This window comes from Cohnella soli (assembly GCF_042655525.1).
GTDB classification, from domain to species: Bacteria; Bacillota; Bacilli; order Paenibacillales; family Paenibacillaceae; genus Cohnella; species Cohnella soli.
Genome location: NZ_JBHSMI010000067.1, coordinates 72,268 through 86,422, shown reverse-complemented (window position 1 = coordinate 86,422; position 14,155 = coordinate 72,268). Strand labels below are relative to the sequence as shown.

Here is a 14,155-nt window from a genome sequence, read left to right as displayed (position 1 = left end):
CGAAAAGATAAACCCAATATGAGAGGAGGAACTGGTTATCCCTCTGCGAACAGCATGAGCGACCAGCAAGAAGCAGATGCGGAGAAACCGGGGAACATGGCAGAGTATTTGTCGCCTGGGGTATATGTGGAGGAATTCGAGAGCGGCTCCAAGCCGCTTGAAGGCGTGAGCACGAGCACGGCCGGCTTTATCGGCCTCGCGCAGCGCGGCGCAGTAGAAGGGTTGCCGCTGCTCATTACGAGCCCGGCCGATTTTCAGCGTAACTTCGGTTCTTATTTGTCGGAGAGTGCGTTCGGCAGCTATCGTTACTTGGCTTATGCGGTTGACCAGTTTTTCACGAACGGCGGCTCCCGTTGCTACGTGATGCGCGTCGCTCCGTCGGATGCGGTCACCGCTTCCAACACGGGCCCGGTTTCCGAGAAGCTGAGCATTACGACCAAAAATCCGGGTGCTTGGGGCAATCTCGTAAAAGTCGTTCTGACCGATGCGAGCAAAGCGAAAACGCAAATCTACGAAGTAACCGACAAGCGGTACCGGGTCAAAAACGCAGGCGGTTTCTACGCGGGCGACGTCGTAGCGTTTAACGACGGCGGCGAGACGCAATACAGCCGAGTGATCAGCGTGCAAGGCAATGTGATCGAACTTGCCGACGCGCTGTCCGGCGATGTCGTCGACGACGCACTGCTCCCTGTCAAAATTCTCTCCACTTGCGAGTTTTCCCTTCATGTCGTATTCGGCGACGAAGTGGAAAGCTTCGAGAAAGTTTCCTTGAATCCGGAAGCGCCGACTTTCGTCGAGAAAGCGGCTGCACGTTCCAACCTCGTTCACGTGAGCGCTCTTACGACATCGACCGATGCAACTCATCCGTTCGCGGAGGTTACCGGAGCAGGCGAAGCCGGCAAAGTCGAATTCGTCCTTGCGGGCGGATCGGACGGTTCCGTATCCGGCATCTCGGCTTCTGATTTCATCGGCGAAGATCGCGGTCCAGGGCGCCGTACGGGCATTCAAGCGTTCATCGATAACGATGTCGTCAGCATTATGGCGATTCCGGGCGTGACGGACGCGAACGTGCAATTGTCGCTCGTCGCGCACTGCGAGAACTTGGGCAGCCGATTCGCGATACTGGACATTCCACGCGAGAAAACAAAAGTCGCGGACGTCATGACGCACCGCAACTTGTTCGACTCCAGCTACTGCGCGCTTTACAATCCGTGGCTGTCTGTATTCGATCCGCTTGACAAACGGAATATTTTCGTTCCTCCTTCCGGCACGATCGCGGGCATCTACTCCCGTTCCGACACTTCCCGCGGCGTTCAGAAAGCGCCGGCCAACGAAGTGCTTCGCGGCGTCGTCGGACTCGATGTGCAATATAACAAAGGCGAGCAAGACATCCTTAACCCGCAAGGCGTCAACCTGATCCGTTCGTTCACGGGCCAAGGCATTCGCGTGTGGGGAGCAAGAACAGCCTCCTCGAACACGCTTTGGAAATACGTCAACGTACGTCGCCTGTTCATTTTCCTGGAAGAGTCGATCAAGGGCGGCACGAACTGGGTCGTCTTCGAACCGAACACGGAACAATTGTGGGCTCGCGTACAGCGGACGATCGACGCTTTCCTGACGCGCATTTGGCGCGACGGCGCTCTTATGGGCAGCAGCGCGCAAGAAGCGTTCTACATCGATATCGGTCGCAGCACGATGACGCAGGACGATATCGACAACGGCAGACTCATCTGTGTTATCGGCGTCGCTCCGGTTAAACCGGCCGAATTCGTCGTCTTCCGGATTACGCAGAAAACAGGATCCGAATAAGTCATAGGGACTGTTGCGAATTAACGTGAAGGATTCCCGTAGGATTTTGTCAACGGTTATTTCGTAACAGTCCCGTAGCCTGAAGCCATTATTCGATAATTTGAACGGAAGGGGATACCCATGCCAGGAGAACGCAATGATCCGTACCGCAATTTTAGGTTCCGTGTGGAGATCGAAGGATTGGAGCAAGCCGGCTTCAGCGAAGTAGCGGGTTTCGACGCTTCTTTCGACGTCGTGCAATACCGTGAAGGCAACGAAGTCATTACCCCGCGTAAGCTGCCGGGTCTCGCTCGTTACGGCAATATTACTTTGAAGTGGGGCGCTACGGATTCGGTCGAACTATACGATTGGCTCCAAGAATGCATCAACGGCACGGTAGAGCGCAAGACGGTGACGATTATCGCCATCGACGAAGAAGGCGGCGACGTCGCGACGTGGCAAGTCATCGAAGCTTGGCCTGTACGTTACACCGCTCCGGGCTTTAACGGTTCCGGCGCAGAGGTGGCTATCGAGCTGCTCGAGCTCGCGCACGAAGGTATGACACGTACGGCTTAATGAAGGATTGCGGAAGGGAATAGCGCTGCCGAGCTGCGTTATTCCCGCCCGGTCGGGTGCTTAATGCGAGAAACAAAGCAATAACGTTAGGGGATGACGTTATTCGAACAGACTTAGTGAACATGTGCGGAATAACGATATGCCGTAACGTTATTGAATGAAGGGCGACGCGTCGCCCGGCAATCCAATCTCGACAACCAAATGATGAACACCGACAAGGGAGGCCCTCTCTCTTGTTTTCCTTTTTTATAAACAGGGTTAAAGGAGTGATGGCGGAAATGGCTTTCCAGACGGAATACGAATTTGAACTGCCGCGCGGTTATATCGATGACAGCGGAACGCTGCACAAACGCGGGGTAATGAGGCTAGCTACGGCGGCCGACGAGATTTTGCCGATGCGCGATCCTCGCGTGCAGCAGAATCAGGGATACTTGACGGTTATTTTGCTGGCGCGCGTCGTGACGAGACTTGGCGATTTGAAACACGTGGACACGAAAGTCATCGAGAAGCTGTTTACGGCAGACTTGGCTTATTTGCAGAACTTGTACCGCCAGATCAATGACCTGGAATCGCCGAAGTTGCACACCGCATGCCCGAAATGCGATCACGAGTTCGAGGTGGAAGTCGATTTTTTATCCGTAACGGAGGGCCTCTCGTAGCTCATTCGCCTGAGCGAATCTACGAGGAAGTCGGCTTTATCGCCTATTATTTCCATTGGGCCCATGATGACATTATGAACATGGAACATCGGGAACGCCGCAGATGGTGCGATGAGATTTCGAAAATCAACCGCAAGCTGAACGATGAGCCGGACAAACAAAACGTCTTCGACGTATTCGGAAAGAGGTGACGACGGAACGTGACAGTAGCCGCGATGAATCATAAAGTGAATGGAGCTTTCCGCTTCGTCGTCGAACTCGACAATATGCTCGTCGCCGGATTCTCCGAAGTGTTCGGATTGGAGACGCAGATCGAATACGAAGAGATCCGCGAAGGCGGCGTGAATGGGTACGTGCATCGGTTGCCAAAAGGCGTAAGGAATTCCTCCATCGTGCTGAAGCGAGGATTGTCTTCTTCGCAAGAGTTATGGAGCTGGTACTCGCAAGCGACCCTCGGCAAGGTGACCCGCAAGAGCGGTTCGATTATTTTGTACAAGCAGGACGGCTCGGAATTGTGCAGATGGAATTTCTTCGATGCCTATCCGACCAAGTGGAGCGGTCCATCGTTAAACGCGGCTTCGAGCGACGTCGCGATCGAGACGATCGAACTGGCGCACAACGGCATTAAGGCAATCTTTAAACCGTAGTCGATCGAGGCGTAAGCAGGAGGACCGGGAAGCTGCGGCGGAAAGGGGGGCAAAGGATGAGAAGGAACGCGGAGATGAAAATGCCGGCCGTCGACATGGGCGTAACGGGGGCATTGAGTGGCCGGTTCGCAAGCGATGTGATGGACAAGTACCGAGCGACTCGGCGTGAGGAGAAAGGCGGCGGGCCGCTTGTTTTCCGATCGGCGAAAAAAGAAGACAAGAAATCGATGCGTAAAGTTTCCGCAGTCGACCCTGTTCGTCCGAGGGTTCCTTTCTCGCCCCCCGTCCGCCAGCCCGCCGTTCAGCCGCCGATTCAGCCCGCCAAGGAGCGGGTCGTCGTCGAACGCGAACGGATCGTAGAACGGATAGTCGAACGAGAGAAAATCGTCGAGCGCCGTATTCCGGATACTCGCGAAGTGCAGCGAATAATCATAGAGCAGCGGCTGTTGCGAGAACAAGCCGTGCTCGGAACACCGCCGTCTACGGCTGCGGATGGGAAAGCGCGTGCCCGCGAGGCTGAGGCAGGAACATCCGATAGCAGTCAGTCTTCAACCGCTCCACTTGGCGAGGCTGGAAGGGACTTATCGACCTCATCAAAGAATGAGAAGACGAAATCCGGAAGTAAGACATCGGATCAATCTTCGCAGCGGCAGCCGGGCAAGGCTCCCGCCTTTCAGGCATCGCGCGGACGAAAACCGGCGGACCAGGAGCTCTCACCAACTTCCGCAAATGAGTCGGCGTTTCCGGGAAAGCAAGAGCGCGGGTCTGTGTATGAGGATTCGTTGCAAGCTGTCGCGCCGATAGCGGAGACGGGGAGCCTTGGTCGGATGGACGAAATGAACCAAGATAGCGGACATGCCGAGTTTTCTTCGCTTTCCAGGCACGCTTCTTTCGCGGCGGCTTTGTCGCGTCGGATGGAGTGGCCGCTCAGCGCTAAACCGCAATCGACCAGCGAGCTGAAGAGGACCGCTTCCCTGCTACCGCATTCGCGGAAGGAGGAAGCGGCGCCCGATCGAAAGGGTGGTCGCAAGGGCGGGCGCAAACGCAAAGCAGATGCGGTAACTACTCCTCACGCCGATGCGAAGAAGCCAAAGCCGCACGAAGGCAAGTCTTTTATTTTCCTGAACCGCAAGAAAGTTAGAGAAATGCTAGATTCCCATCCGACAGAGGTGAAGCGATCCGCATCATATATTGCGGAATCCGGCCAACCGGGGACGGTCGAGTCGGAACCGACGGGTAGCTCGCCTCGAGCTCGCGTATCGGCGTCTAAGACGCAAACGAGTCCATCTCCCGAATCGCAGACGCCGATAAATATTCCCCCATCGAAGCTTCCGCAGGCGGATACACTGACGATTAACGATATGCCCCTTGATGCAGGGACGTTTCGGGGCATACGTATTTCTCCGGCGAGCGGTCCGAAACGGGCTGTGGAGGACTTCTCAATTGGACAGTCGCGTCTTCGGGAATCGGTAGATACGGCGGATGTGCCGGAGAATGCGTTCAACAAAGAGGCAGTGGCTAACCCTGAAGTGGAAGAAGATTTATCGCCGAGGTCGGCAACGGGGCCGATTCGTTGGCGGCTTCGACATTCGAATCTCGGGCGATTCGATAAGCCGTCCGATGAGCATGGAGAGCAACAACTCGTTGTTCGGCGTGTGGGCGTCAACAATGGTAGGCCGATCATCGTCAGACGCGATTCGGTTGTAACGGCATCAACCGAACCGTTGCATGAGGGTGCTGGTGAGTCGGATTCACGCGAGCTGCCAAGCAAAGCTGAGATTTCAGTTGGGGCAATTGACGAGCAGCTTCCAACTGCGCAACCTTACGGTTCTAGCGAAATGACGGTTCTTGAGCACATTGCGCTGGAGAACGAGTTAAAGCTGAAGCGGGGATCCCTTCGCTTGTCCGCCCGTTGGATCGAAGAAGCGCTTGCGGACAAAAGGAAAGTCGATACGCAAATGACGCATCGCACTGCTGCGACTAACTTATCTGTGGATGCGTCACCAATGCGTCGCTCAAGTGAAGATACAGCCGCGCGAGGGCACCTTCGAAACGAAAGGTCAAAAGACGACACCAGCGGTATGATGGGATTTGGCGGTCCTATGCCGTCTGTTGCTAGGACGATTCGGCCTAACGGTATCACGCCTCCATGGCCATTGCCGATCAGAAGCGCTGTGTTTTCCGCGCAATTTGCGGAAGAGGCCGCTCTCCGGCAAAGCAAGTTCGTGTTTCGCAGACCCAGTGCGCTTCAAGGGAACTCATCGGTTAGAGCGGGGGTAAAGCCAAGACCGGCTGATCGTCCATCGACGCAACCAGCTCCGTCCATTTACGGAGAAGATGTTGCTGCCAGCGTCGCGAGGCCTACCGCGCAGTCCGGTGGTTCAAGATCAAATATTCCGGATTCGGCAGTGCCAATCGTCCTTCGCCGAACGAAACGGGGCCCGCATCCGGTGGAGTCGAATAGGGCCACTACGATGACCGAACGAGAAGCACGGCCTACAGGCTCAGTCTGGGTTCCGGTGACAAAGTCGCCCGTCGTGCCGGATGGGAGTTTGCAGGATAGTCAAGCCACGAAGCCCTCTGAGGCATTGACTGTAAGTTCGCTTGGAGGATCGGTGACGAAGCCCTCCGAAGCTTCGGCTGCGAGTTTGCGCGGGATTCCGGTAAAGAGGTCATCCGATGCGTCGACAGCGGGTTCGCAAGTGGTGCCGTCAACGAAGCTGTCTGAGGTGTCATTTGTGAGTTTACCTAGGGCTTCTGTCAAGAAGTCACCTGGAACGTTGACATGGGCACCGATAACGAAACTGCCGAGACCATCGACAGCGAGGGCGCTTGGAGTACCGGTAAAGAATCCGACTGGACCAGCGACAGCGAGTTCGCTTGCAAGATCACATAGAGCTTCAGCTGCAAAATCATCCGAAGCTTCGACAGCGGGTTTGCGCGGGGGGCCGGTAACGATGCTATTCGAAGCATCGTCCGCGAATTCGCGTGAAGCAGCGATGAGTGGAACGTCTGGAGCACCGGGAGAAAACGCGAATTCAGTTTTCGCGCAGCCGCGGGGCCACCGTTCAACAAGGCCGGGGAGCGCGCAGACGTCAACATTGATATCGAGACGGTCGAACGTACTCGGAAATGCGCCTATACCTGTTGCCGAAACGTCTTCAGTGTTCGTAAACCGGTCGGTCCGCCTGGCAGGGAAGGCGAAAGCAACTGTCGCGAGGCAGAATGGTTTAACTTCCAGGCACGTAGCGCCAGCGCCAGAGTCTGGCAAACCCATCAATGCATCATCGGGGACGATGATATTACCGGGGCGATCAGATCTGAATAGAACCGGAATTGCCGCGAGCGCGATGTACGGCAGGCTCGGTAACCCGACTCAAGAGGCGATGAGTACCCTCGATGGGGAGCGCAGGAACGCTACGCCTTCCCTTGCGCTGTGGCGTTCGAACAGAACGGCCGCGCGGATCGAGGATGGCGACACCCTCGGGACAGAGCCGCCGGAAGCTGCGGTGTCGACGGCTCAGATAGGTCCGGCGATTCATCGCCGCGCGAAGCCGGCGAGGCCAGATCAAGAAGATGCCGAAATTGCGGAATCCGCACAGTTGGAGCTGAGACGCAACGCGCCTGCCGCCATCGCGACTTCGGCCAAACAGGCGGACGTCCCGGCGGAGCCGCCGCGCATCGACGCCGAAGTGTTGAAGCAGGCGGTCAACTCCCTTCCGCAATTGCAGCCCGATCAGCTTGCCGACCAAGTATACAAAGCACTTATGAAAAAAATGAAGTTCGAGCAGCGGCTTCGCGGCTTCTAACCCGGCACGACGGGGAGCGAGGTCATAGACTTGGATATGACACACAGTCCCTTAGAGCAGGTTGTTAGTTAGACAAACTCGAACATCGAATACATGACAGCGGCTCCAAGCAGACAGTTTATCGACCAACACCAAATACGACGCAACACTCGATGTGGACCCGTTGGCTACGAGGCGAATTAATCCGAAATAACCGGGCAAAACCCGCTTATAGCGCCGTTCCGGCCCGAATCAAGCGAAATAAGCGGGAAGAACCCGCTTGCATCGCCGTACCGGCCCGAACCAAGCGAAATAAGCAGGAAAAACCCGCTTACAGCTCCACGCCGGCCCGAACCGAGCGAATTAAGCGGGAAAAACCCGCCAACAGCGCCGCGCCGGCCCGAACCAAGCGAAATAAGCCGGAAAAACCCGCTTACAGCGCCGCGCCGGCCCGAACCAAGCGAAATAAGCGGGAAAAACCCGCTTACAGCGCCGCGCCGGCCCGAATCGAGCGAAATAAGCGGGAAAAACCCGCTTACAGCGCCGCGCCGGCCCGAATCAAGCGAAATAAGCCGGAAAAACCCGCTTACAGCATCGCTACTACGGCTCGAACCGGGGCTGGCGCCCACATCTTAGCAACTGCGCACCCCTCGACAGAAGGAGGCCGACAATGGCCCTGACCAAAGCGAAGATAATCATCTTAAAGAACAAGCAGGAAACGGTCAACGTGTTGTTTAACCCGAACGAATACGTGCTGCAATCCGGTAACCAGTTCGCCTGGCAGTCGGTGCCCGGCCTCCAGGCGCCGATCGCCCAGTTCATTAGCGGCGAAGGCACTTCACTGACGATGGATCTGTTTTTCGATACATACGAGCTCGGGACCGACGTCAGGCAGCATACGAAAAAAATATCCGGCCTGCTCGACGTTGACAACGATTTGCACGCGCCGCCGCAATGCCGTTTTGTATGGGGGTCGCTCGACTTCAAAGGCGTCGTAGAGAAGGTGCAGCAGCGGTTTACGATGTTTCTCGATTCCGGCATTCCCGTCAGAGCGACGTTAAACGTTACTTTTCGCGGCATGCAGTCGATGACAGAGCAATACCAGAACGTGCCCCGCCAAAGCGCCGACCGGACGAAGCAAAAAATGCTGAAGCAGGACGAGCAGCTCTGGATGCTGGCGGCGGAAGAATACGAAGACCCGGGACAGTGGCGATCGATCGCGGAAGCGAACAGCATCGACAATCCCCGTAAGCTGCCCGTCGGGCGCAAGCTCATCATCCCCAGATTGGAGTGACCGCCAGTGGCGAGCATTAAATTCGACAACAGCACATACACGCTCGACGCGCTGGAGAAGAAGTATCGGAACTTTTTCGCCCCGGCGTTCGACATCGAGGTGGATGGACAGAGCTTTAATCTCAAGAACATCGCCGTGTCCTCCCTGAAAGTGGAATCGACGACGGAAGCGAAGGCAGACTCCTTCCAATTTCGCGTCGACAATGCGTATGATGCCGTGGCACGTCATTTCAAGTGGGTAGGTCCGTTAATAGACGTCGGCAAGTCGATCACGATTACGATGGGCTATACCGACAAGCTTGAGATGGTATTCGACGGCATCATTACCGAAGTATCCGCGGAATACCCTTCCTCCGGCATACCGTACGTCGAAGTGAAGGGGATGGACCGCTCCTTCCTCATGATGCGCAGCACGAAATCGAATTTGTGGCTGCAAAAGAAAGTGAGCGACGTGGTCAAGGAGATCGGCGGTAAATACGGGCTGCAACTACAGGTGGATGACACGATGACGCCGAAGCCAACGATCGAGCAGATGGGGGACAGCGACTTTATTTTTCTGAAGAAACTGGCGGAGGAAAACAACCACGAGTTTTTCGTTATCGGGAAGAAGCTGTATTTCCGCAAGCCGAACCCGAGCGCCAGCCCGATGATTACGCTCATGTACGGCAAAAACTTGAACAGCTACTCGGTAACGGTCGACATTTCCAAGCAGGTGTCGGCATTCGTCGTTCGCGGCGTTGATCCGAAGACACGCGTGCCGTTCCAGGCGAAGTCGCAGACGGTTAATAAAGTCGGTCGCAACGGCCGAACCGGCAAAGACATTATGGCTACGCTGCCCGGCGATCTGGTGGAGACGGTGTACAGCAACGTGACGACGCAGGCGGAAGCTCAGACGCTCGCCAACGCGATGCTGAACGAACGAGCGATGGAGATGGTGGACGGCGACGGCGAGTGTCTCGGCATTCCGGAGATGAGGGCGGGGCGTCAAATCAATCTGCAGGGACTCGGGCCGAAGTTCGACCAACCGCTCGTGCTCAGCTCCGTCAAGCATGTCATCAACGACCAAGGTTACGTGACTCAATTCAGTGCGGAAGGGAATGCGTTCTAATGACATCGATGAATGATTTATTCTCTTCCGGTTCCGGGGGAGGAATGCTCGGGGGCGGCTCGGGTACCGTGAGTGGCGTCATGATCGCTCAGGTGACGAACAACAGCGACCCGGACGGGTTGAATCGGGTGAAAATAAAATTTCCGCTGCGCGAAAACAATCACGAAACCGACTGGGTGCCGGTCGCGTCTCTCATGTCCGGCGGCAGCCGGGGTACGCTGTTTGTCCCGGAAGTCGGAGACGAGGTGCTTGTGGCGTTCCATCTCGGCAATCTGGACCAGCCGTTCGTCATTGGTTCCTTATGGAACAGCAATGCCAAGCCGCCCGCCAAAGACGAGAAAAACAATTTGCGCAAAATTCATTCCCGGGACGGTCACGAACTGATTTTCGACGATACGGAAAACAAAGGGAAAGTAACGGTGCAGACGAAAAAAGGCATCAGGCTCGAGATCGACGACGCAAACGAGAAAATTACACTCGGCACAAAAGGTGATGCCCAATCCGTCGTGCTGGCGGGAAGTTCGGCCGGGACGATTACGGTAAAATCGGGCTCCAATAAAATTACGATCGACAACAAAGGCGATATCAGCATAGAGTCGGCGAAAGCCGTCACGGTCAAAAGCGCGCAAATCAATCTGGAAGCGACTGCATCGCTGAAAGTGAAAGCGGGCGCGAAGCTCGACCTGCTGGCGGATGGGATGATTACGATCAAAGGCGCAATGGTCAAAATCAACTGACGCGACTCGCGGCGCGCACAGAAGGAGGGGACAAGCGATGAGCGCATCGTTTCTGGGACGAGGATGGAAGTTTCCGATCGCGGTCGATGCAACGACGGGACGGTTTTTGCTTTCCGAAGGAGAAGAGGATATCGCGGAGGCGATCCGCATCATTCTGATGACGGCCAAAGGCGAACGCGTCATGCGTCCCGACTTCGGCTGCGGGCTCCGGGAGTTTGCCTTCGGACCGACGGACGAGACGACGCTGCGTTTGCTCGAGACGGATATTACCCAGGCAATAACCGTATGGGAGCCCCGCGTGACGGACGTCGAGGTGGAAGCGCGTCTCGATGAGACGGAGAACGGCAAGTTGCTGCTAGGCATCAAGTATGTCGTACGGTCGACGAACAACCTGTTTAATCAGGTGTACCCCTTCTACATTGAAGAAGGAACGAAATAACGGGAGCGACGAATCGGATGAAATCAGGCCAATGGCAAGACGGAATCGCCCGCGCGCCGGCGATCGACGAGAGAGATTTGAACGACCTCGTCGAACAGATGCGGGCCATGGTCCCTCATTATACGCCGGAATGGCGCTTCTCGCCGGAAGATCCCGATGCGGGCACTGCGCTGTTCTACTTGGCGGCGGATATGCTCGGGGAGAACATCAAACGATTAAACCGAGTGCCGTTGAATCATTTCATAGCATTCCTAGACTTGTTGCAAGTGAAGCTACAGCCGGCTCGTCCGTCACGCGCGCAAGTCGTGTTCACGTTGAACGACGGCGTCAGGGAACCCGTATTCGTGCCGACGGGCACGATGTTGACGGCGAAACCGGAAGACGGCGGGGACGATTTGCCGTTCGAAACCGAAAGCGCGTTGCTCATTACGCCTGCGAAGCTGACAGAGCTGTTTAACGTGCATCCGGACAACGACCGGATTGCCCTGGCAGCCGAACGATACGATGAAAGCTTGCTTGCAGGTACTGCATCTGAAGTGTCGCTGTTCGACGTCTCGGGGAACAACTTGCAGGATCACATTTTCTATTTGCGCAACGATGAATTGTTCCGGCTTGATCATCCGGCAACGATTACGTTGAAATGGCATAATGAGGAACGGCGGTACGTCGAAGGCGATCTGGCAGCCGCATTCGCGCGGGCCGACTGGCTGGAATGGACGTATTCGTCCGGCGACACCTGGATTCCATTCGAAGAGGTCGAGGCGAGAGGCCAAGAAATCGTGTTGCGAAAAAAATCCCGCGGTATCGTCAGCGAAGCGGAAATCGGGGGGATGGAAGGGCGCTGGATACGTTGCAGAGTGAAGCCGTCAGCGGACGGCGAGCCCGGCCCTGCGGTGCTGGGCGCGATGCCGGACATGGACCGGGTCACGATGAGGGCATCGCACGACATGGCGCTCGATCCGGACGGGATCGCTCCCGATGAGCTTTATTTCAATGATGCGGAATTGGACAAAGCGGCCGGTTTTTACCCGTTTGGGGAGCACTCGATGCCGTATTCGGTGTTTTATATGTCGTGCCGAGAGGCGTTCAGCAAAAGGGGCAGCCGCATCCGGATGGCTTTCCGCGCAAACAACGTGCCGAACGAACTAAGGATCGGGCCGGACCCGGAAGTTCGCTGGAAAATGGTGATGAGAACGGCCGACTTCGAGAAAAATCCGCCGCCGCGCCTCTATATTCGCAAGACGCAATGGGAGTATTGGAGCGGCGACAACTGGCTTCGATTGCCGGAAAGCGCCGGATTCGAGGAGTTGTTCGCCGGACTCGGGGAGGAACAGCGGGACGTCGTACTCGACTTTCCTTGCCCGGAAGATATGACGACGACGTTCGTGAACGGACGAGAGGATTTGTGGATTCGGGTCCGAGTGACGGCGACGGACACGCCTACGGCGCCAATCGTCGCCTATATGAGTCCGAGACTGGAACGGATGTCATTTACATACGCATATCCGGATACCGCCGAAATTCGGGCGGATGCGGCTTACACGCTCAATAACGCCGAGTTGACGGACGTGACCGCTACGGTGAAGCAAGGAGGCGGTACTTTCCGTCCGTTTCTGCCGATTCCGTGTCCTGCTCCCGCGGTTTATGCGGCATTCGATGTGCCGCCGGTCAAAGGACCGATCCGTCTGCAATTCGCGCTCGGCCAAGCGCCGGAGGCGGAGGAGCAGGCGCCGTGGGTCGAATGGGAAGGGCTTGTCCGCACTGGCAACGAGTGGGCATGGATGCCGCTCAAGACGATCGACGGCACGCAAGGGTTCTCCCAGTCGGGGACGCTGCAGTTCGTCGGCCCGGCTGGGCTAGCGCCAACGCGGCTATTTGGCCTCGAACGGGTGTGGCTGCGCGCGGTCAATCGGGATAAACGATACGGCGTGGCCGGAGCTTCGCTGCCGACCGTGGCGGCCATTTATCGCAATTCGGTGGCAGCGGCGCAACAGCGGACGGTGACCGGCGAATATCCGGAGAAAGGCAAGGGGGGGTACGTTCTCGCTCAGACGCCGGTCGTTGGACTGGAAGTGTGGGTGGACGAAACCGGCCATATCGCGGAGCACGAGCTTGGCCGCTTGGCGGATGCGGCGCCGGATCGCTATGAAATATATCGCGACAGCGAAGGCGCGCTGCAACGTGTCTGGGTTCGCTGGGAAGCGGCGGAATCGCTCATTGGCCTTGGCGGCGATGCAAGACGGTATACGATCGATCCGGCAGCGGGAATCATTCGGTTCGGCAACGGCTCGAGAGGTATGGCGCCGCCGCTTCAGGGCGGCGATAAAATCCGCGTCACTTATCAGGTGACGAACGGTGCCAAAGGCAACGTCGGCGCCGGTCAAGTGTCAGGCATCATGCAGTCGCTGGCGTTCGTGAACGGAGTGAGCAATCCAACGCCCGCCATTGGAGGCGGAGACGCGGAACCTCTTGAAGGAGCATTGCGGCGTGGTCCGCAGCAGTTGAAGCATCGCGGCAGGGCGATATCGGCTTCTGACGTCGAATGGCTCGTCAAGGAAATCGATCCCGGCGTGCTGAAAGCCAAATGTTTGCCGAACCGCAATGCAAAGCTTGCTTACAGTCCGGGTTCCCTGGCCGTAGTGGCTCTGCCTTCCGGCGGAGAGGCGGCGATGGCGCAGTTCCCGGAGACGAAGAAAAAGCTCGAGGCGGCGCTGCGCGCCCGCGCGGCGAATCTCGTGGCCGCGGACAATAAACTGACCGTTGTGGCACCAGCATCAATCGAAATTTCGGTTATCGCCACTGTATATGTGGATGCTGCCGAATCGATCGTGCCGGTTGAAGCCGCATGCCTGGAATTGCTAGAGAAATTCCTCCATCCGACAAAGGGCAAGCTCGACGGAAGAGGCTGGGATATCGGAGAACCGGTACACGCCTCGGCTTTCTATGGGCTGCTGCAGTCCGTCAGGGGTGTTCAGCGAGTCGAACAGTTACATTTGACGGCGATTCGCACGGAGAACAGCCTCTCGGAGGAGATGCTTCCCGACGACATACGGCATGTGCTGCATGGCATCGCATGCAACGGCAAACAGCATCGGTTAAATGTGACGCTCCCGTGAGCGG

The 14,155-nt window shown here is 56.8% G+C and carries 12 protein-coding genes; 11 read left to right on the top strand and 1 reads right to left on the bottom strand.

From position 1 onward, the window contains the following. The first annotated feature begins 96 nt into the window (after positions 1-96). The 6 genes from ACFPOF_RS29905 (at position 97) to ACFPOF_RS29880 (ending at position 7,479) form a co-directional block, all read left to right on the top strand. Positions 97-1,809, top strand: coding sequence for a phage tail sheath family protein (locus tag ACFPOF_RS29905; RefSeq protein WP_378140441.1), 1,713 nt, complete (start codon positions 97-99; stop codon positions 1,807-1,809). 120 nt (positions 1,810-1,929) lie between these two features. Beyond that, positions 1,930-2,364: a phage tail protein gene (locus ACFPOF_RS29900; protein ID WP_378139204.1), complete on the top strand. Its 435-nt coding sequence runs from the start codon at positions 1,930-1,932 to the stop codon at positions 2,362-2,364. A gap of 278 nt (positions 2,365-2,642) precedes the next feature. Continuing rightward, a complete protein-coding gene (locus ACFPOF_RS29895) occupies positions 2,643-3,023 on the top strand; it encodes a phage tail assembly protein (RefSeq protein WP_378139202.1) in 381 nt (126 codons plus the stop codon). Beyond that, entirely contained in the window at positions 2,954-3,214 is a 261-nt protein-coding gene (locus ACFPOF_RS29890) for a DUF6760 family protein (RefSeq protein ID WP_378139200.1), read from the top strand. The genes ACFPOF_RS29895 and ACFPOF_RS29890 overlap by 70 nt, the downstream gene beginning before the upstream one ends. 9 nt (positions 3,215-3,223) lie before the next feature. After that, entirely contained in the window at positions 3,224-3,670 is a 447-nt protein-coding gene (locus ACFPOF_RS29885; RefSeq protein WP_378139198.1) for a phage tail protein, read from the top strand. Between the two features lie 56 nt (positions 3,671-3,726). Next, positions 3,727-7,479 (top strand): hypothetical protein, encoded by a 3,753-nt coding sequence (locus ACFPOF_RS29880; protein ID WP_378139196.1) that lies wholly within the window; start codon positions 3,727-3,729, stop codon positions 7,477-7,479. A gap of 179 nt (positions 7,480-7,658) precedes the next feature. Here the strand turns inward: ACFPOF_RS29880 and ACFPOF_RS29875 are convergent, their stop codons facing one another. After that, positions 7,659-8,087: a hypothetical protein gene (locus ACFPOF_RS29875; RefSeq protein WP_378139194.1), complete on the bottom strand. Its 429-nt coding sequence runs from the start codon at positions 8,085-8,087 to the stop codon at positions 7,659-7,661. Between the two features lie 41 nt (positions 8,088-8,128). On the opposite strand from ACFPOF_RS29875, the gene ACFPOF_RS29870 reads away from it, so the two are divergent. From ACFPOF_RS29870 to ACFPOF_RS29850, 5 genes are read left to right on the top strand one after another with little or no spacing between them, the layout of a single operon-like run. After that, positions 8,129-8,752: a CIS tube protein gene (locus ACFPOF_RS29870; RefSeq protein ID WP_378139192.1), complete on the top strand. Its 624-nt coding sequence runs from the start codon at positions 8,129-8,131 to the stop codon at positions 8,750-8,752. Between the two features lie 6 nt (positions 8,753-8,758). After that, the gene (locus ACFPOF_RS29865; protein WP_378139190.1) at positions 8,759-9,859 is read left to right on the top strand and encodes a phage late control D family protein; all 1,101 of its coding nucleotides are present in this window, start codon (positions 8,759-8,761) and stop codon (positions 9,857-9,859) included. Continuing rightward, complete coding sequence (locus ACFPOF_RS29860) at positions 9,859-10,596, top strand: phage baseplate assembly protein V (RefSeq protein ID WP_378139188.1); 738 nt, start codon at positions 9,859-9,861, stop codon at positions 10,594-10,596. The genes ACFPOF_RS29865 and ACFPOF_RS29860 overlap by 1 nt, the downstream gene beginning before the upstream one ends. Before the next feature lie 37 nt (positions 10,597-10,633). Beyond that, positions 10,634-11,035 carry a GPW/gp25 family protein gene (locus tag ACFPOF_RS29855; RefSeq protein ID WP_378139186.1) on the top strand — a complete coding sequence of 134 codons (402 nt, stop codon included), beginning with the start codon at positions 10,634-10,636 and terminating at the stop codon, positions 11,033-11,035. A 17-nt stretch (positions 11,036-11,052) separates the two neighbouring features. Beyond that, on the top strand, positions 11,053-14,151 hold the full coding sequence (locus tag ACFPOF_RS29850) for a baseplate J/gp47 family protein (RefSeq protein WP_378139184.1): 3,099 nt from the start codon (positions 11,053-11,055) through the stop codon (positions 14,149-14,151). Positions 14,152-14,155 lie beyond the last annotated feature (4 nt).